The sequence below is a fragment of the Sorangium sp. KYC3313 genome (assembly GCF_052075895.1).
GTDB classification, from domain to species: Bacteria; Myxococcota_A; Polyangia; order Polyangiales; family Polyangiaceae; genus Sorangium; species Sorangium cellulosum_B.
Window position 1 is genome coordinate 426,304 of record NZ_CP197255.1, and the last position, 19,056, is coordinate 445,359.

General features: G+C 74.3%; 11 protein-coding genes. 4 read left to right on the plus strand and 7 right to left on the minus strand.

Going from position 1 to position 19,056, the window contains the following annotated elements; genetic code table 11:
- From ACSRUE_RS01740 to ACSRUE_RS01750, 3 genes are all read right to left on the minus strand, one after another.
- Positions 1 to 1,386, minus strand: coding sequence for an AAA family ATPase (locus ACSRUE_RS01740; protein ID WP_441289499.1), 1,386 nt, complete (start codon positions 1,384 to 1,386; stop codon positions 1 to 3).
- A gap of 118 nt (positions 1,387 to 1,504) precedes the next feature.
- Positions 1,505 to 2,440, minus strand: coding sequence for a DNA-methyltransferase (locus ACSRUE_RS01745; RefSeq protein ID WP_441289500.1), 936 nt, complete (start codon positions 2,438 to 2,440; stop codon positions 1,505 to 1,507).
- Entirely contained in the window at positions 2,437 to 3,345 is a 909-nt protein-coding gene (locus tag ACSRUE_RS01750) for a penicillin-insensitive murein endopeptidase (protein WP_441289501.1), read from the minus strand. Before ACSRUE_RS01750 ends, ACSRUE_RS01745 begins: the two co-directional genes overlap by 4 nt.
- A 552-nt stretch (positions 3,346 to 3,897) precedes the next feature.
- Here ACSRUE_RS01750 and ACSRUE_RS01755 point away from each other — a divergent pair.
- Positions 3,898 to 5,457: a hypothetical protein gene (locus ACSRUE_RS01755; RefSeq protein WP_441289502.1), complete on the plus strand. Its 1,560-nt coding sequence runs from the start codon at positions 3,898 to 3,900 to the stop codon at positions 5,455 to 5,457.
- Between the two features lie 223 nt (positions 5,458 to 5,680).
- Here the strand turns inward: ACSRUE_RS01755 and ACSRUE_RS01760 are convergent, their stop codons facing one another.
- Positions 5,681 to 6,787, minus strand: a complete 1,107-nt coding sequence (locus tag ACSRUE_RS01760; protein ID WP_441289503.1) for a hypothetical protein — start codon at positions 6,785 to 6,787, stop codon at positions 5,681 to 5,683.
- Here ACSRUE_RS01760 and ACSRUE_RS01765 point away from each other — a divergent pair.
- The 3 genes from ACSRUE_RS01765 to ACSRUE_RS01775 all read left to right on the plus strand — a co-directional run bounded on the left by ACSRUE_RS01765 (position 6,768) and on the right by ACSRUE_RS01775 (position 16,967).
- Entirely contained in the window at positions 6,768 to 12,293 is a 5,526-nt protein-coding gene (locus tag ACSRUE_RS01765; protein WP_441289504.1) for a cellulose synthase, read from the plus strand. The two genes, ACSRUE_RS01760 and ACSRUE_RS01765, sit on opposite strands and share 20 nt — an antisense overlap.
- A 581-nt stretch (positions 12,294 to 12,874) precedes the next feature.
- Positions 12,875 to 14,386: a protein kinase domain-containing protein gene (locus ACSRUE_RS01770; protein ID WP_441289505.1), complete on the plus strand. Its 1,512-nt coding sequence runs from the start codon at positions 12,875 to 12,877 to the stop codon at positions 14,384 to 14,386.
- 172 nt (positions 14,387 to 14,558) lie between these two features.
- Positions 14,559 to 16,967 (plus strand): hypothetical protein, encoded by a 2,409-nt coding sequence (locus ACSRUE_RS01775; RefSeq protein WP_441289506.1) that lies wholly within the window; start codon positions 14,559 to 14,561, stop codon positions 16,965 to 16,967.
- A gap of 108 nt (positions 16,968 to 17,075) precedes the next feature.
- On the opposite strand, the gene ACSRUE_RS01780 is transcribed toward ACSRUE_RS01775, so the two are convergent.
- From ACSRUE_RS01780 to ACSRUE_RS01790, 3 genes are all read right to left on the minus strand, one after another.
- The gene (locus tag ACSRUE_RS01780) at positions 17,076 to 17,966 is read right to left on the minus strand and encodes a Uma2 family endonuclease (RefSeq protein WP_441289507.1); all 891 of its coding nucleotides are present in this window, start codon (positions 17,964 to 17,966) and stop codon (positions 17,076 to 17,078) included.
- Between the two features lie 131 nt (positions 17,967 to 18,097).
- Positions 18,098 to 18,475, minus strand: coding sequence for a pesticin C-terminus-like muramidase (locus tag ACSRUE_RS01785; RefSeq protein WP_441289508.1), 378 nt, complete (start codon positions 18,473 to 18,475; stop codon positions 18,098 to 18,100).
- Between the two features lie 82 nt (positions 18,476 to 18,557).
- The gene (locus ACSRUE_RS01790) at positions 18,558 to 19,049 is read right to left on the minus strand and encodes a hypothetical protein (RefSeq protein ID WP_441289509.1); all 492 of its coding nucleotides are present in this window, start codon (positions 19,047 to 19,049) and stop codon (positions 18,558 to 18,560) included.
- Between the last annotated feature and the right edge of the window lie 7 nt (positions 19,050 to 19,056).

Below are 19,056 nucleotides of genomic sequence, written 5' to 3' on the forward strand. Positions count from 1 at the left end.
TCACTTCCGCTCGGCCGTGAGGATGTGGCTGTAGAGGTTGCCCGCCTCGTCGGTCACCGCGCTGAAGGTGCGCCAGTCGATGCTCCGCTCCGCTGCGTCGTAGATGGACAGGACAGCGCCGCGGTCGTCGAACAGGTAGGCCGCCACCCGCTCAGGATCGAGGAACGCCGCCGCCGACCCGAGCTTGAGGCGCGCCGCGATCTCGCCCCGGCGGTCGGCGCCGACGCGGCTCGCCTCGATCAGATTGTTCACGTGATCCAGGACGTAGGGGCTGTGCGTGGTGAAGACGACGCGGATGCCCTTGTTCACGAGCAACGCGAGCAGCTCGGTGATGGCGAGCTGGGCGGCCGGGTGAGCGTTCATCTCCGGCTCGTCAATCACGAGCAGGTCGCCCGGCGAGGCGAGGTGCTTCAAATACACGTCGAGGCCGGCGAGCGCGCGCACCAGCGACGACGCCGCGTGGATCGGGAGCTCCGTGTCGGGAGAACCGCCGAAGAGGAACGAGGGCCCGGCGCCGTGAGGAAAGAAGTGGAGCGGAGCTCCCAGGATGCGCTCCTCGAGCAGCCCCCAGGCCTGGCGTCGCTCCTCGACCTGCGCCTCGGTCGGAGCGAGCCGCTCCGGCCGGCGGAGCAGCTCCGTGAAGGCCACCACGGGGGACGCCATGACCTCCTCGAACTCGGGCCTCAGCAGCTTGTATGTCGCGACGAGTGCCTTCCGCTCGGCCGGCAAGACGGCCACGTGATCGTGCAAGCACAGCCCGAAGGCCGAGATCGCCGCGTTCAGCAGGAGGATCCTGTCCCGATCGTCGCGCACCTCGAAGCGCTTGGGTTGGCCGGGAGGCTCGCCGCGCTCCGGGCGCTTGAGCGGTGTGAACGAGATGAAGCGCGCGAGGTCCTCGACGTCGATCCGCAGCTCCTCGATGGGGCCGCCGCGGAGCTCCGACGGCGAGACGTCGAGCATCGCCTCGGTCTCCTTCGGGGGCTCACGGTGGAGCCGGAGGAGATTCATGATGTCGAGCGCGTCCATCCGGAGCCGGACGTCTCCCGGCAGGCCCCCCAGGAGCTCGGCACGCGTGACGCGCATGCTCACGTCGGGCGTTCTGTGCGCTTCGCCCCGGTGGAACGAGGCCGCCCCGACCCGCTCCGCCGCCGCTCGGACGCGCGCAGCGAGCTCGGCGTGCTCGAACTCCGCGACGCGGGGCGCCGCTCGCTCGTGCAGCGCGTTCCACGAGGCCGCGGGGTCGAAGGTGAGCCTGCGCGCGAGCCCGTAGAGGCAGTAAGCCGCCCAGGTCTTGTTCGTGTTGTTCGGCCCAACGAAGATCGTGAGCGGCCGGATGTCGAGCTCGGCATATGCGATGCGCCCGAGGTTGCGGATGCTGAGCTTCATGCGCTCGCAGGGTACGCGGCCCGATGTGGGAGGAGCAACCGGCGCTCTCGCGCCGCTCGCCCGTTCGCGGCGCAGCCAGGGCTTCAGCGATCGCGCCAAGGACCGTCGACACGCGGATCTACGGCTCAGCCCCGTCGCCCTGCGCCGGCGGGACCTCCAGCGCCGCGTACGCGATCCCCTCGCGGTCGAGCCGCTCCCGCGCCGTCGCGAACGCGAGCGGGCTCCGGTCGCCGCCGACGAAGCGGCGGCCGAGGCGCGCGGCCGCGACGAGGGTGGTGCCGCTGCCGCACATGAGGTCGGCGACGGTCGCGCCGGGCGCGGAGGACGCGCGGACGATGCGCTCCAGCAGCCGCTCCGGCTTCTGCGTGGGGTAGCCGGTGGCCTCGCGGCGCAGCGGGGTGTTGGCGACCATCCCGGGAATGTCGCTCCACACGCTCCCGAGCCGGCGGCCCTCGTCGGCATAGTACCGGTACGCCTTGCCGCCGAGGATCCGCTCGCGGTACAGGCGGCCTTCCTCGTCGCGGTGCTTGAAATGCATCGCGAGGCTGGTCTCGGCGTACGGCTCGCGGAGCATCGGATCCGCGACGTTGTAGACCACCTGGCCGCGCTCGCCCGCGGCGCGCGCGTAAAGGAGGATCGTCTGGTGCGTGACGGAGAAGCCGCGCGCGCCCCGGCCGCCGTTGCCGGGCGCCCAGATGATCTCGCCGAGGAAGGCGCCGCGGCCGAACAGGCGATCACACGCGATCTTCGCGTCGTGGACCGCGCGGTGATCGAGGTGCAGGTACAGCGTCGCGCCCTCGGTCATGCGATCGCGGATGGCCGCGAGGCGCGGCGCGAGCATCGCGACGAGCGCGTCGGCGCTCGCGCGATCGTCGTACGCGTCGGGCCCGCTCTCCGGCCTGCGCCGCCCGCGGGCCTGGCCGCGCGCCGCCCGCGCGGTCATCGTCGTCCCGACGCCGAACGGAGGATCGAGGTAGACGAGATCGAACCGCACGTCCGCGGGGAGCGCCGCGCAGACGTCGGCCGCGTCGCCGTGCGCCAGGAGGTGGCTCACAGCGCGCTGTCGGGAGCCGCCACGCGAGAACCCGCGGCGGCGCTTCCAGGCAGGAGGTCGTCGAGCAACGCAGCGGCGAGGTCGCCGTCCGACGGCGCGACGAGCTGCGGCACCGCCGGGAGCCACGGCCACTGCGGGCCGCCGCCGAGGCAGCCGGAGAGGGATTCGTCCGGCGTACACGCGACGCGGAGGTGGATGTGATCGGCGTGCGCCGTGCTGTCGCGCGGCTGGAGCAGCACGCTCTCGGCATACCAGATGAGCTCCGGATCCTCGCCGAGCGCGCGGGCGTACTCGATGAGCAGCGCCTCGAGCCAGCGGGCCAGGAAGAGCCACTGGACGTGCGCGTCGGGCGAGCGGACGAGCGACTTCACGAGCAGCCACTCCCGCTCGACGTCGAAGCGGACGTACTGCGGCGCGCCGGCGCGCGGCGACGCGGGCTCCTCGGCGCCATCGCTGATCCGCCCGAGCCCGTCCGGCCCGAAGGCGACGAAGCCCGGCGAGCGCACAGGGCGGCCGTCCGGGGTCAGCGCGTAGAGCAAGAGGTCGGCGTCGCGCCCGGTGCGGTGGGACCGGTGCCCCCGCGTGGCGCCGCCGTAGCGCGCGGAGAGGTCGCCGACGACGAGCGGCTCGCTACCCGGCCGCGCCAGCGCCACCTCCGCCGCGGCGCGCTGGACCGCGGCGACCAGCCCCGCCGTCCCCCACCGGATGCCGTTGCTGCGGAGCAGGCGGTAGCCCGGGCCCTGCTTCGGGAGCTCGACGGCGTCGGTGATGACGCCGTGGTGCGGGACGCCGATCGAGCCGCGGAGCGCAGGGGCGAGCGGCGTGGGCGAGGAGCCTACGCAGGCCGCGCAGCAGAGCGCGACGAGCCCGAGGAGGAAGGTGGCGAGGAGAGGACGGCTGGGCATCACGACGACAGAGGAGGGCCACGGCGCCAGGCACCGGACGGACGAAGCTGACAGCCGCTCGTTAGCCTCGCAGGCGGCGGAGGGGAAGTTCTCGGCTCACCCGGGCGCCCGAAGCGCGGCGCGCGCCGCGATCGTGGGTCCAGCCGGCAGCGCAGATGAGCTCGCTTGCGCGCGCGCTCTCCATGGTCGTTCACGTCGTCGACTATCCATGGAGGGACCGTGTCGGGAGGCCCGTCGTGGACACGATCGGCCTGGTTCAAACGCACACCGGGGTCGGGAACAAGATGGCTGTTTCGGTGATCGCTCGTCCTCCTGGCGGAGGTGAACTCGCAGGGCCCTGCGCCCCGAAATGGTCCCTCGATGGTTGATATCGAGCATCGATGGATATCCGCGCCACTCGGCGCGTGCGAACCGGCGTCGCGTCGGGCCACGCAGAGGGGGTCAAACGGCCACACGGATCTGGCGCCGCAACAAGGCCCCTGGAAACGCCGCGCTGCGCGGCTCACGCTCCCCCTGCCCTCGCGGAGCGATCAGCGCTAACACCCACGCCCCATGGATCCCGACCAGCGCGCCACCCAGCGGAACACCAGCCAGGGGAGCACGGGCGCAGCTCGACAGCCGCCGCCAGCGGAGGAGCCGGAGGGCGTCGCCTGGAAGGGCGCGCTGGCCGTCGCCCTCGTCGTCGGCGGCCTCGTGGTGTGGCGCGCCTGCTCCACGCCGGGAGGCGCCACGAGCGACGCGCCCGCGCCGCCCAGCGCGACCCCCGCGGCGTCCGCGCCGAGCGACGCCGACGCGGCGCCGCGGCCGACGCCCCCGCGCTGCACGCCCGCGAGCCCGCCGCCGTTCGTCATCGGCGACGCACCGCCGGCCGCGCGCGGGGCCGAGGAAGGCGCGGGGGGCGGCGGCGCGGACAGCGTTGAAGACATCGCGCCGTTCGCCGTCGAGGTCGGCCGCGGGACGACGTTCTCCGGCGGGTTCGCCGTGGGCGCCCAGAGAGCAGCCGAGGGCGGGACCGTCGCGATGGTGGCCACGCTCTCGGCCGACGGCGCCCAGGGGAAGCTCGTCCGCCTCGCGCGATCGCGCGGGGACATGGATCCTCCGGTCGTCGCGGGCGCCGGGGGCGCGATCCTCGCCGCGATGCTCGAGCCGAACGCAGGCGGGCGCGCGATCAAGGTCGCCAGGGTCGAAGGGGACCACGTGACGTGGGGGGCCGAGCTCGCCGAAGGGCGGGACGAGTCGCTCGCGCTCGACATCGCCGCGTCCGGCGAGCGCGCGGTCATCGTGTGGGACGACGTGACCCGCGACGGCAAGCGATCGCGGATCATGCTCGCCTCCGCCGACGTGGGCACGCTGCGCTCCGTGACGTCGGCCCGCCCGGTCTCCCAGCCGAGCACCGACGCCGAGATGCCGCGCGTGCTCGGCCGGCCGGGCGGCTACTGGCTCGCGTACATCGCGCGCGCCGAGGAGCCGGCGCGAAAGGCCGCGGCGAAGAAGGACGACGGCGACGAGGACACCGCCGCGGCAGGCGAGACGATCACCCACCAGTGGATCGAGGTGGTCCCCCTCGACGAGGCGGGCGCGCTCACCGCGACGCCCCGCGCGGTCACCCCCAAGAACGGACACGTGCTCGCGTACGACCTGACGCTCGGCGACGACGACGGGCTCATCCTCGCCTTCCGGGACGACGACACCCCGAGCGGCTCGATCGGAGGGCGCATCAGCGCCGTGCTGGTGCGGCTCGGCGGCGCCGCCGAGCCGCGCGTGCTCGTCGGCGGCGATCGCGAGCAGGACGCCCCGCCCGAGGCCGCGCTGGGCCTGAGCGCCGGGGTGCCGGCGCTCCTCCCCGGCGCTCGAGGCCCGGGCGGGCAGGATCCGGCGAAGGCCGCGGGCGCAGCGGCATGGCTCGCGATCGCGAACGCGTCCGGCCCGACGCAGCTCGCGGCGCTCACCGCGAGGGGCGAGCTCGAAGGCGGGCTGCAAGCCGAGCCGGCCCTCGGGCGCGGCGAGCCGATCGCCGCCTCCGCCGAGGCGCTGCTCGTGGCGCACCCGGCCGGAAAAGCGATGAAGCTCGCCTTGCTGCGCTGCGCATCGACAGCACCGTTCAACAAGTAGGTCGCCCCTGTATCGGTAAGCGCGCGACGCCAGCGAGCAGGCGCATCGACTGTAGATTGAAGGCGCGTGGATGTGTAGCATCCGCGGCGGTGGCCCACGGGGACGATCCGCAACACGAAGCGTCGCGCCGGCCTGGTTTGCCGAGCCTGTCCGGATCGCCGGACGAAGGTGGCTGGGAAGCCAACGCCGACAACGCTCAAATGACGCGCGCGAGCGCGCAACCTCAGCCCGGCGCGAAGACGCTGCTCGTCGGCACGAGCACGTCGAGGCTCGGCGCGCCGTCGAGCGCGAGCGCGCCGACAGGCGGCGAACCGCTGCCGGCGGCAGCGAGCGCACCGACAGACGGCGAGCCGCCGCCGGCGGCAGCGAGCGCGCCGACAGGCGGCGAACCGCTGCCGGTGGCAGCGAGCGCGCCGACAGGCGGCGAACCGCTGCCGGCGGCCGCGAGCGCACCGGCAGACGGCGAGCCGCCGCCGGCGGCCGCGAGCCCGCTGCCGCCGCCGAACCCGCCGCCGATGCCGAGCCCGCCGCTGACCTCGATCCCGCCGCCGCTGCCGAGCCCGCCGCTGGCCTCGAGCCCGCCGCCGCTGCCGAGCACGCCGCCGCCAGGGCCGAACAAGACGCCGGCCCCGAGCGTACCGCCGCCAGTACCGAGCAGACCGCCGCCGCTGATCCGCCGCAAAGACGGTAGCGTCGCGAGCGGGCCGCCGCCGGCGCCGCCGTCGCTGGCGCCGCCGTCGAGGCCGCCGCCGCCGATGCCTCCAGGAGCGTCCAACAAGAGGACGGCGCCCCCTGGATCCAGCCCGGCCCGCCCTCCGGCGCGCGGCCCAGGCCAGCGCCCGCCGAGCCCGAACCGCGCCGCAACGCAGCCCGCTCCAGGCTCCGCCGCGAGCGCGGGCAAGCCGGCGCCTGGCTCCCAGCCGGGCGGCGCGGCCCAGGCGATCGCCGCCTTCGACGCAAGCACGACGCCGATGCCCATCTCGGTCGAGCCGACCGCGACGCCGCTGCCCATCTCGGTCGAGCCGACCGCGACGCCGCTGCCCATCTCGGTCGAGCCGAGCTCGTCTCCGACGCCCATCTCGGTCGAGTCGCTCGAACCGGCGCCCGCACAGAGCGCCGCGGCGGCGCCCGCACAGAGCGCCGCGGCGGCGCCCGCACAGAGCGCTGCGCCGGCGCCCGCACAGAGCGCCGCGCCGGCGCCCGTACAGAGCGCGACGCGCACGCCGTTGCCGGGAGGCGCGCCCGCGCCAAGCGCCACGCGCACGCCGTTGCCAGGCGGCGCGCACGCACCGAGCGCCACGCGCACGCCGTTGCCGGGCGGCGCGCCCACGCCGGGCGCCCCACGCGCGCCGCTGGCGGGCGGCGCGCCTACCCCGAGCGCCACGCGCACGCCGGTACCGGGCGTCACGCCGAACGCCGCGCATGCGCCGGGCGCCACGCCCGCGCAGAGCGCCGCGGCGCCCGCGCAGAGCGCCGCGCATGCGGCGACCGTCCTGCACGCGCCGAACGCCGCGCATGCGGCGACCGTCCTGCACGCGCCGAGCGCCGCGCATGCGCCCGCGCCGAGCGCCGCGCACGCGCCCGCCCAGCCACCTCCGGCGCCCCGCTCGCAGCCGAACGCGCCCGAGACGCCCGAGCAGAGCCCGCAGCTCGCCGCTCCGGACCTCGCCACCGAGCTCCAGCAGCGCGCCGAGCGGCTCAAGGGCAGCGATCCTGTCGGCGCGGCGCGCGCCCTCGTCGAGCTCGGCATCCATGAAGAGCGGGTGCTCAAGAACCCCGCCGCCGCGCGCCGCTCGTACGAGCGCGCTCGACAGCTGTCCCGCGCGCTCGAGCCGGCGCTCTCGCGGGTCCACCGCGTGCTCGACGCGCGCACCGAGCTCGCCCTCGCGCTCGAGGTCGTCGAGGACAAGCTCCGCGTCGCCGAGACCGACGCGCTCCGGGCCGACCTCCTCGCCGAGCGGGCCCGCCTGCTCCAGGCGCTCGGGCGGACGCCCGAGAGCTGCGAGGCCTTCACCGAGGCGCTGCGGCTCGTCCCGCTCCACGCCGCGTCGCTGCGCGGGCTCGAGATCGCCCTCCGGCGCGAGAGCGCCCGCGGGGCCGAGCAGGCGGCCAAGGACCTCGCCGCGCACCTCGACCGGCTCTCCGCCGCCTACGCCCCAGGGCGCGGGCGGCCGGACGGCGACGGCCAGCTCACCGCCTGGGTCCACGTCGAGCGCGCCGCCGTGCTCGATCGGAAGCTCTACAAGCCGGAGCTCGCCCTCGCGTCCCTCGAGGGCGCGATCGCGTTCGATCCAGGGCCTGGGCCCGTGCGGGAGGCGCTCCGCCGCCACCTCGTGCACCACGACGGCATCGTCGGCCTCGTCAGCGCGCTCTCCCTGGAGGCCGATCACGAGAGCGACGACGACCGCGCGGCGCGGCTGCTCTACACGGCGGCGCGGCTGCTCATCGACAAGATCCGCTCCCCGGCGGACGCGGTGCCCCTCCTCCGGCGCGCGTCGACGCGGGCCCCGGCCGGCTCGCCGACCGCGCGGCGCGTGGTCGGCGAGCTGATCCGCCTGCTCGAGGCAAACGGCATGCTCGAGCTCGCCGCCAACGTGCGCCAGAAGGAGCTCGCGCTCCTCACCGACAAAGAGGCGATCATCCACGAGCACGTCCGCCTCGCGGAGATCTACGACACCCTCGGGGACGCAGAGCAGGCCGCGCTCCACGCGACGCGCGCGCTCGACCTCGATCCCGAGGACAGCTCGACGCGGGAGCGGCTCGACCGCGCCCTCCAGCGCCTCGGCCACCACGCCGAGCGCGTGGAGGTGTGGACCGCCGTCGCCAACGCCGACCGGCCCGCGCCCGTCCGGGTCGCGGCGCTGCTCCGCGCCGCGGACATCTCCGAGCGCCACCTGAAGCGGCGCGACGAGGCGCTCGCCATCCTGCGCGCCGCGTGGGCGATCGAGCCGGGCAACAGCTCGGTCTTCGACGCGCTCTCCGCCCTGCTCACGCCGGACGCCCTGGCCGTCGAGGAAGATCCGCGCGGCGTGCAGGCGCGGCTCGATCTGTACACGCAGGCCGCGAGCGCGACGGAGGACCCCACGCGCAAGATCGGGCTGCTCGAGAAGCTCGTCTCCATCTGGGAGGACGAGCTCGCCCAGCCCGCCCGCGCCGTGGAGGAGATCGAGAAGATCCTCGCGATCGACCCGGAGCGGCGCGCCGCGATCCTCGCGCTCCAGCGCAACGCCGCGCGCGCGGGCGACGCGCAGCGGCTCGCGCGCGCGCTCTGCGCCGAGGCCGAGCTCACGGGCAGCCCGCGCGAGCAGCGCAGGCTCCTCCTGCGCGCCGCCGACGTCACCGAGCTCAGGCTCGGCGATCGCGACCGGGCCTCGTCGCTGGTCGATCGCGCGCTCGCGATCGATCCGGCCGACCCCGACGCGCTGCGCGCGCGGATCCGCCTCGACGAGCGCGCCGGCCGGTACGAGGAGGCGCGGCGCGCGCTGCTCAAGCTCATCCAGCGCGACCCCGCGGGAGACGCGGCGTTCAGCCTCTGGCTCGAGGTCGCGGGGCTCGACGAGCGGCGCCTCAAGCGGCCGCACAGCGCCGTGGAGTCGTACCGCGAGGCGGCGCGGAAGCGGCCCGCTCACCCGCTGCCCCGGATCGAGATCGCGCGGCTCCTCCGCGAGACCGGCAACTACGAGAAGCTCGTCGAGGTGCTCAGCTCGCTCGCCGACGAGGCGCAGCGGCCCGACGACCACGCGCGGCTGCTCTTCCAGGCGGCCGAGGTGCAGGAGCTCGCCCTCGGGCGCGATCAGGACGCCCTCCGCCTCCTCGCCCGCGCCGACGCGGCGCTCGCCCCGGGCCAGCACGATCCGGCGATCCTCGACGCGATGGAGCGCATCTACGTCCGCGCCGGCGGCGCAGGCGTCGGCGTCGGCCTCGGCGCGCCCGTCGCGCAGCGGCCCGCGACCGGCGCCCGCGCGCCCAGCCTGCCGGGGATGTCCGCCTCGATGATCGCGAGCGAGCTCGCGGGGCTGTACGCGCGCTGGCTCGAGCGCAAGCCGCCGGCGCTCGTCGATCACGCGCTCCGGATCTCCCTCGCGCTGGTCCTCGCGGACAGCAGCCCGCGCCAGGCCGTCGAGATCCTGGAGGGGCTCGTCGGGGTGGTGCCGAACCACGTCCCGGCGCTCCGCATGCTGGAGCAGCTCTACCGGCACCTCGAGGCGCCGACGTCGCTCGCGACCGTCCTGCGCGCGGAGGCCGACGTGTTCACCTCCGCCACCGCGCGCGGCGGCGCCCTCTGGGAGATCGCGTCGCTCGAGGAGCAGCTCGGGCCGAGCGCCGCGCTCGAGGCGCTCGCGCGCATCGTGAAGGAGGCGCCCGACGACGCGGCCGCCCACATGGCGATCCTCCGCATCGCCTCGAAGGCGAGCCCCGCGGATCCGATCGCGCCGCGGGCGCAGGCCCTCTTCGCCAGCGCCATCCACGACAGCCGGGAGCTGACGCCCGATCCCATCGCGCGCGCCCTCTACAGCGTCGAGGAGGCGCTCCTCGCGGAGGCGCAGGCCGACGCGGACCCCGCCGCCGCCCGCGCGGCGCTCGCCGGCTTCCGCAACGCCCTCGGGCTGTGGCCGGAGAGCGTCATCGCGGCGCGCGGGCTCGATCGGCTCGCGCAGCGCCTCGGCGACCGCGCGAGCGTGATCGCGGCCCAGCTGGCGCTCGCCGACCTCGTCCTCGGAGCGCCCGCGCGCGCGATGCACCTCGTGCGCGCGGCGGAGCTCACCGCCGAGGACGCGTCCCCCGAGGGCCGCGCGCGCGCGCTCGAGCTGTACGAGAGCGCGCTCCGCGCGGATCCGAGCTGCGTGGGCGCGGCGCGCGCGCTCGCCAGGGAGCTCGCGGGCGACCCCCAGCGGCTCACCGACCGGCTCGGCGAGGCGCTCGGCAAGGCCGCGAGCCGCGAGGCGATCTCGCTGCTCGGCACGGAGATCGCCCGGTCGGTGCTGCAGCACCACGGGCGCCCGGGCGCGATCGACGCCGGCGTGGGCATCGCGGCCGTCCGGCGGGTCATCGAGGCGATCCCGAACGACGCGGCCGCGCTGCTCCTGCTCGCGCGGCTGCTCACCGCGCAGCGCGTCTGGCTCGAGGCGCGCGACGCCCTGAAGCGCGCCGTGGCCGCGGCGACGGACGCCGAGACCAAGATCGCGGCGCAGTTCCTGATCGCCGACCTGTACGAGGGGCCGCTCGCGAACCCGGTGCTCGCCCAGGACGCGCTCCAGGCGGTCCTGTCGCTCGACGCGCAGAACCGGCCCGCGCTCGAGCGGCTGCACAAGCTCGGCGTCATGCGCGGCGACCACGCGCTCGCGCTGCGCGCGCTGGGGCGCCTCGTCGAGCTGTCGCCCGACCCGGGCTCCCGCGTCGAGGCCGCCCTGCGCCTCGCGGACGCCTACCGCGACGCCGGCGACACGGCCGGCATGGTCCGCACGCTGTGCGACGCGATCGTGAGCGCGCCCGGCGGCGACACGCGCGGGTGGGTGGCGCTCGCCCGCCTGTACCGCGTCGACACGAGCGAGGGCGCCGCGGCCTACGCCAGGGCGCTCGCGCAGCTGCTCGAGGTCGCCGAGTCGCGCCGCATCCCGGCCGATCCGCGCTGGCTGACCACGCTCGGCCTGCTCGAGTCGACCCTGCTCGTGCGGCCTCGCGACGGGCTCGCGCGCCTCCAGCAGGCCGTCGCGCTCCCGGGCGCGCCGCCCGAGTCGCGCACCGCGCTCGGCCGCGGGCTCGAGGCCGCGGGGCGCAACGCGGAGGCGGTCCAGGTGCTGCGGGACGTCCTGACGCCCGATCCGGAGGTCTTCACGCGGCTCCCGGACCTCGGCCCGGCGCTCGCCGCGCTCGAGGCCGCGCTCGCCAAGGACGGGCGCGCGGAGGAGCGGATCACCGTGGAGGAGGTCCGCGCCTGCCTCGGCGAGGTGTCGCTGGACCGCATGGCCCGGCTCAGGGGCCGGCGCGTCCCCTCGGAGGCGCCGTACGTCGGGGCCTTCGCGGGCCCCGAGATGGGCCGGCTGCTCCTCCCGGAGGCCCGGAGCCCCTGGATCGACGTGGCGCTCGCGATCGCGCCGATCGCCGCGAAGGCGATCCGCTTCGAGCTGAGCAACTTCGGCATCAGCTCGCGCGAGCGGATCAGCCCGCGCGACAACCACCCGACGCGGCATCTCGCCGAGCGGGTGGGCCGCGCGCTCGGCGTCGAGGCGTTCGAGCTCTACCTCGTGCCCTCGTGGCAAGGAGCCGCCCGCGTCTTCCCGGGTGATCCCCCTGCCCTCGTCGCGCCGACGTCGTTCATGGAGCTCCCGGAGCTCGAGCAGACGTTCGCGCTCGCCCGCCTCTTCGCGCGCATCGCGGTCGGCTTCACGTTCCTCGACGAGATCCCGGCCGAGGCCACCGATGGCCTGCTGCTGGCGTCGATCCGCACGATCGATCCCGGCTTCGGGTCGGGCGCCATCTCGCCCCCGCGCGAGCACGCCGCGCAGCAGATGCTCCCCGGCGTGCAGCGGGCGATCGGGCGCCGCCAGCGCAAGATGCTCGAGGAGCTCGCGTCGAACGTCGCGGTGTCGTACGACGCGCGCGCCTTCGTCCTCGGCCTGCGCCGGAGCGAGCACCGCACCGGCTACCTGCTCTGCGGCGACGCGCTCGCCGCGATCGACTACCTCCGCCGGTACGATCGCGACATGGCCCGCTCGACCGAGGAGCCGCGCCTGCTCCTTCAACACCCGGTGTCGAACGAGCTGCTGCGCTACGCGCTCTCGGCCGAGGCCTTCGCCGAGCGCCGGCGCGCCGGCTCCATCTGGCCCGCCGTCTGAGCTGAGCGGCACGCGCCCGCTGCGGATACGGGCCCATCTCGACGTTTTCGGTGCTCGGCGTATGGGAATACGCCTGCGCGCCGAAAACGCCGATCTGGGCCCGTCTCCTGTGCGGGCGCGCGCCGCTCGGCGAGGCGCGTTCCGGGGCGGATGAGCTCGGCGAGGCGCGTTCCGGGGCGGATGAGCGCGGTGACGTGGGGGCTTCATTAGGGATGAGCTCGGCGGGGGGCGCGCCACGATGGATGAACGAGCGGTGGTGACGCGGCTTGGCATGGTGTGTTTCATGACCTGTGAAGTTCGATGTCGAGAAGATATCGGTGCTTCTGCGGTAACAGGGACGTACAGGGGGCCGGTGATGTTATGTGGCTCCCGGGGGTCGCGGTGGGCAGCCGAACATCCGTGTTGAAAAGATCACCGCGCTTTTGCGGCGACAGGGACGTACACACGAGCACCTATGTCGCATGACGCGCCGGGGTGAGCGGTACTGCGTCGAACACGTAATTGTCCGACCGGAGCGGTGTTTGGGCGTCTGAGGCGCGCGGAGAAGGTCGGGAGGACGGCGCGTGGTATCCTGATCTCGCGTGAGCAATCCGCTGATGCCGGGCGCCCTGGTGGCAAGTCGCTATCGGGTCGATCGCCAGCTGGCCGAGGGAGGCATGGGGGTCATCTGGGCCGCCACCCACCTCGCGAACGGCGAACGTGTGGCGCTGAAGCTGCTGCGCCCCGGCGCGGCGGAGGACGCGTCGACCCGGCGGCGCCTCGTCCGGGAAGCGCGCGCGGCGGCGGCGGTCGATCACCCGAACGTGCCATCCATCCACGACGTGCTCGAGCTCGACAACGGGACGCCGTTCCTCGTCATGGATCTGCTCGAGGGGGAGTCGCTCCGCGACAAGCTGCTGCGCGAGGCGCAGATCCCGCTCCCCGAGCTGTCGCGCATCCTGCTGCCGGTCATCTCGGCCGTCGGCACCGCGCACGCGCTGGGGATCGTCCACCGCGACCTCAAGCCCGACAACATCTTCCTGCTCACGCCCGACGCGGCCTCGCCACGAGGCGCGCCCGGCGCAGCCGCTCACGCCGCCGCGGAGCCCCCGAGCGGCGCGCCGGCGCCCGGCTCCGCGGACCCCGCGGATGCGCCGGAGGCCGCGCAGCACGACGCCCGCGTCAGGGTGCTCGACTTCGGCATCGCCAAGGTCACCGCGGCGCCCGGCGAGACCAGCTGGTCCTGGGGACGCACCGGGAGCGGCGAGATGCTCGGGACCCCGTACTACATGTCGCCCGAGCAGATCCTCGGCGAGCACGACGTGGATCACCGCGCCGACATCTGGTCGCTCGGCGTCATCCTCTACGAGTGCCTCACCTCGGTGCGGCCCACCGAGGCCGAGAACATGGGCAAGGTGATGAAGCGCATCCTGACCGGCTCCATCCAGCCGATCGGGGAGAGCGCGCCGACGCTGCCCGCCGACGTCGCGGCCATGATCGATCGCATGCTCAGCCCGGACCGCGCGCAGCGCCCGGCCGATCTCCGCGAGGTCGGCGCGCTCCTCGAGCGCTACGCGGCCGTCGCCCTCCGCCCCTTCGGCCCCCCGGCGGCGCCCAGGGTTCCGGAGAGCGACTCGCTCGTGCCCAGCGCCCGCGCCAGCGACCCGCTCGTGCCCAGCGCCCGCGTCAGCGGCTCGCTCGCGCCCGACGGCCGCATCAGCGACGCGTTCCCGGCCAGCACCGCCGATCTGGACGGGGAGGCGTCGACCGCGACGCTGCGCGCAGGCAGCCTCCTGCCGGCGCCCCCCTCGAGCAACCGGCTGCGCGCGCGCGGCGCCGGAGCGGCCTCCCTGGAAGCGCCGCCCGACGCCGCGGCGCTCTCCTCGCCGGAGACGGCCGGCGCCGCCGCCGCGCTCGCCGGAGCGGAAGCGGTCGCCTCGTCGGCGCGGGCGCGCCACGCGAAGGGCGCAGGGATCAAGCTCGTCGCCGCCGGCGTGCTCATCGCCGCCGGAGCAGGCTTCTCCCTGCTTCGCTGCTCCGCCTCGTCAGCGCAAGAGTCGCCCCGCCACCCCGTCATCGCGCCAGCGACGCGCGCTCCATCGAACGAGGAGTGATCTGGTCGACTCCGGATCTGCCGGAGAGCCATTGAGGGAGCTGCCTGAACGGGCCAGTGTCGAGCTCGCCGTGATCCGGTTGTGACGCGACACGCCGGCGTTCTGCCGGGTCGGATTCCTGTTGCGCCGGGATCTTGAACGCGGCGACGCTCCCTCACCTCAGGAGAGCGTCATGCCCAGCGATGTCATCGTCCGGATCCGTTCGCCCCGAGGGTTCGTCGACCTGCCTGGCACCGTGGATGCCGTCGGGCCAGCCGCGTCGTCCGCCTTCGAAGAGCGAAAGTCCGCGCCAGGCATTCACCTGCTCGCGGTCGCGGTGAGCGACAGCGATTATGCCATCTCGCTCTCGGCGCCTGTCCCCGGGGACAGCATTGCGGCGCTCCGGGAGGGCGAGGGCAGGTCGGTGCTCATCGTGTTTCCCGGCCACTCGCCCGTGCGCCGGCGGCTGCGCGCCCTCGCCGTCTCCAACGTCGAGGTCGTTCCGGAGCCGGGCGTGGCGTCGCAGGCGGCGCCGATCGACCTGAACGCGGGGCGCGAGGGCGCCGCGCCGCTCTGGCTCCTGCCCGCCGGGGTGTTCAGCGCGAGCCCGACGCTCGGCCCCGACGGGCCCGCCGCCCGCGACGCCCTCGTCACCGCGGCCCGGTGGATCTCGTCGCGCCGGACGAGCACCCTCACGCAGCTCTTCCCGCCGAGCGCGTTCCACCCGGAGGAGCCGGCGCGCAAGGAGCGGCTCTCGGCGCGCCGGGGCGCGGCGCTGCTGGATCAGGCGCGCGCGGCGCTCGATGTCGCGGCCGTGGGCGGCGACGAGGCGAGGCGCGATCCGACCGCCGCGGCGACCCTCCGCTCGGCGGCGACGACGATCCTCTCGCACCTCATCGCGACGTCGCTGGACGACCGCGGCTTCGCGCCGGTCGCGGAGCGCGCCGCCGAGGAGATCCTCGCGCTCATCGAGAGGGAGGCGGGCGACGAGACGGCCCGGCCGGCGCTGCGCGCGCACGCGATCCACCTGCTCCAGCTGCGCGCCCCGGGGCTCACGGCGGCCCAGCAGGAGCGAGCGCGGGGGCTCGTCCGCGGGCTGCTCCGCGAGGCGCCGCCGTACGACGAGCTCACGGGACCGTGGAACCTCGCGATGTGCGGCGCCTCGGAGTTCCACGAGGGCGAGTGCAACATCCTCGTGTCGACCCACGGCTTCAAGGAGATCGCCCTCCCGCCCGAGGCGCCCCCGCCGCCGAACGGCTGGAGCCCTTACCGCGCCTTCGAGGCCCCCTTCAAGACGCCCGCCGGCGAGCCCATCCGCGTCTTCGCCCGCGCCGCGACCCCGCGCGACGAGAACCTCGAGATGGGGATGGCGTTCTTCATCGGGCTGCTCATCAACCGGCACGCCCAGCTCGGCGCCTTCGACCTCCGCGCGGCCGCGGTGCAGGTGAAGCAGGAAGGATACAAGCTGATGATGAACTCGCAGTGCGCGGGGCTCACCACGCGCTTTGCCGTCTCCCAGATGTTCCCGGACGCGGACATCTACTCTTCGTGGGGCTCGACGTACTTCAGGACCGGATCGGACGGGGTGGTCACCTCGTCCGAGGGGGTCGACTGCTTCGTCGCCGCGCTGCGCGGGATGAGCAAGCGCGCGTCGCACGCCGAGCTCGACGCGCGCCTCCGGAAGGCGCAATGGCCCCACCCGCAGGCGCAGATCGCCGGGTTCTCGCAGTTCGTCGGGCCCTCGCACCCGCTCGTCGTCGCCCGCTACTCCGACGTGAACCGGGACGGGCGCGCGGATTACTACGACGGCTTCCTCGACTTCCAGCTCGCGGACATCGCCGAGGACATCGAGGCCTCGATGACGCCGCGCGACCCGGGGGTGAGCGCGTCGCAGATCGGCGGCGACGGCGCGGCGGGCCTCAACTGGGCGGCGGGCAGCCTCAATCGCGTCGCGCAGTACTCGGACATCTGGGCGGGGCTCGCGGGCCAGAGCGAGCTTTATTATGCTTTCCAGTCGGGGGGCTTCTTCAGCCACCGCGAGCCGCCCCACGACGTGCCCACGGGCGGCGCCGTGCAGCAGCATCTCGGGCGGCTCCCGGCCGTCACCCGCTTTCAGCAGAGCAAGGAGGCGCTCGGCGGCCTCTCGGTCGATGTCATGTTCCACAGCCACCTGAGCCACGCGGCCAAGGAGCTGAAGCGCCTGCTCTGCGCGGCCGACGCCATGCGCCGCGCCTTCGATCTCGGCCACCTCGCGGGCGAAGAGGCGCTGTCCACGCCGAGGGGACAGCGCTGCGCGATGCTGCTCACCATGGCTGGACTGCTGGAGTTCCCGGCGGACCAGAACTTCATCGACGGGCTGTGGTCGATGGCGCTCAAGGCGCTGCGGCTCCCGGAGGTCTCGCGCAGCGCGGTGCGCGCCTGCATCACCGAGGAGGACCACGAGATGTCGAACTACTACGGATCGCGGCGCGGGCTGGGGCAGCTCCTGGCGGCGCTCGAGAGGAGCGATCCGGGTGCGTTTCAGCAGCTCGGGAGCGAGGATCCGCTCGTCGGCAGGCTTTCGGAGATCGAGCTTTCGGCCGAGGGGAAGCCGGAGGGCTGAGCTTGAGAGCGCAGGTCGGGGGCTGAGGCGGTCGTCGCACGCGTCGTTCTGGCGCAGCTCGTGACGGCCGGACGGAGGCAGGGCGAGGGCGAGAGCGAGAGCGCAGCGCTACCGAGCGCGGGCGAGCAGCGCCTCGAGCTCCCGGATGCGCCGCTCGGCAGCCTCGCGGGCCGCGCGCTCGGCCTCGGCGTCCCGCTGCGCGGCTTCGGCCTTGCGCTGCGCGGCTTCAGCCGTGCGCTGGGCGCGCGCCGCCTCCCGGCGGGCAGCTTCCTTGGCGGAGCGCTCTGCCTCTTCCGGGGTCAACCAGCGCTCCGCGCCGGCCTCGTCGGTGCTGAGGTCGAACGACACGCCGGCCGGCGTCCGCGCGGCGTGAAGCCAGCCCCGGAGGAGCTCCGACCATGCAGGCCCCTCGCCGGCATGCACCTGCGCGAACATGGCGTCGTCCACGCGGCGCCAGATCTGGATTCGGAACGGGCCGCCGTGGGTGCGTGGGCCCTCATGGAACGGGTCGAGGATCCACAGCTCCTCGACGCCGCAGGCCGCATATTTCTGCGGCGCGATGACGTAGTCCTTCGTCGGGTGCTGCGCGCTGACGATCTCCACGGCGAGCCGCGGCGCGACATGGCCCGTCTTCCAGAGCCTCAGGCTGCGCACCGCGTCCCCCTCCGGGGGCGGCGGCTCGACGACGTAGACGTCCGGGTCGACCCCGAGCTGCGGGTGCTTGCGGTCCCAGCGGACGGCGAGGTTGCGGCCTATCTTCACGGTGCGCTCGGCACGGGCTGCCCAGCCGAGCAACAAGCCGCGGATGCGCTCGCTCAACAGATCGTGGGGGCTCGACTCGGGCACCGTCTCCTCCGTCAGCACCCAGCGCTCGAGGTCCGGGACGACCTCGGAGCGGCGGATCACGCGGAGAGACGGCGGCATCGGCCCAGAAGGTAGCACGGGGCTGGGGACGCGCTGCGCGGCGGGCAAGGTCGGTGGAATCCTGGGTGCGGTCATGGCAACACCTCCCCCCGGCGCGGAAGGGGCCGCGCTGCGGGGTGTCTCTGTTAAGGAGTTCCGGGCATGCGGGGCGGGTGATTTCGGAAAATGCGTCGCCGCGTCGTGAGCGCCCGACCGACGCCATCCGGTCAACCGGCGAGCTGCAGGCAGGCTGGCCGCAAACGGCTGGACGACCTGTTGCCCGACACGTGGGCGCGGGCGTCGCTCGCGGCTCCGGCCGCCGGCGGCGCTGGCGCGTCCTGAACGACGCAAAGCTCGCCGCCGGCACCGAGGGGGCAGGGAGAGCACCTCGCCGACCCTCCCGCGATGGCGTCGGCCTCGGTCCTGGTGATCCTGAGAGGGTGCCGGTCGAGGTAGAGCTCGGCGGTGACGGTCTTCTTCCCGAGGTAGGGGGTGAGCTTGCCGATGAGGACATCGGGCAGGCCCAGCGTGCGCAGATCGCCCAGGCCGCGGGCGCCGAGGTCGAAGCCGGTGGCGATGGTGACGCCGCTCTGGCTGCTGCTCATCACAGGAACATAGCCGTCAAGGCGCTGCCCTCATTCAAGCTTGGCGATGAAGCTGAAATCGATCTCGTGCATGCCGAAGCTCCTATACAGCGACGAGCAGGCAGTCGTACGAGCCAGGGATGACATACTGGATACCGCCGCCGCGCGCGGTGTAGTGGCGATACACGCCGACGGGGAGGAGCTCGCTCCAGGTATCGACGACGGGGGCGGCATAGGACTCGAGGACCTCGACGAGCGCGCGCACCCGGAAGCGCTGGAATCGGCGATCGTGGGGGTTGACGCCGAGCGAGTGCAGGTTGGCCCCGACCTTGGTGTAGAAGAGCTTGAAGGGGCTCTCGGTGCTTCGACGGAAGGCCGCGATCTCGGAGTTGGGCTGGAGCAGGACGCGTTTCACGGGCCTGTGGAGATCCATGCCGCGGAGGAACGCGAGCATCGTGCGGCGGTCGAGCCCGGGCATGCGCTGGTGGAAGAAATCGAGCGCCTCGACGAGGCCCCGGCGGGTGAGCGGGGCGTCGGTGATGCGTAGGTCCCTGAACCACTGCTCGTATGCCTTACCTTGGAAATGGGCGCTCATGAACATC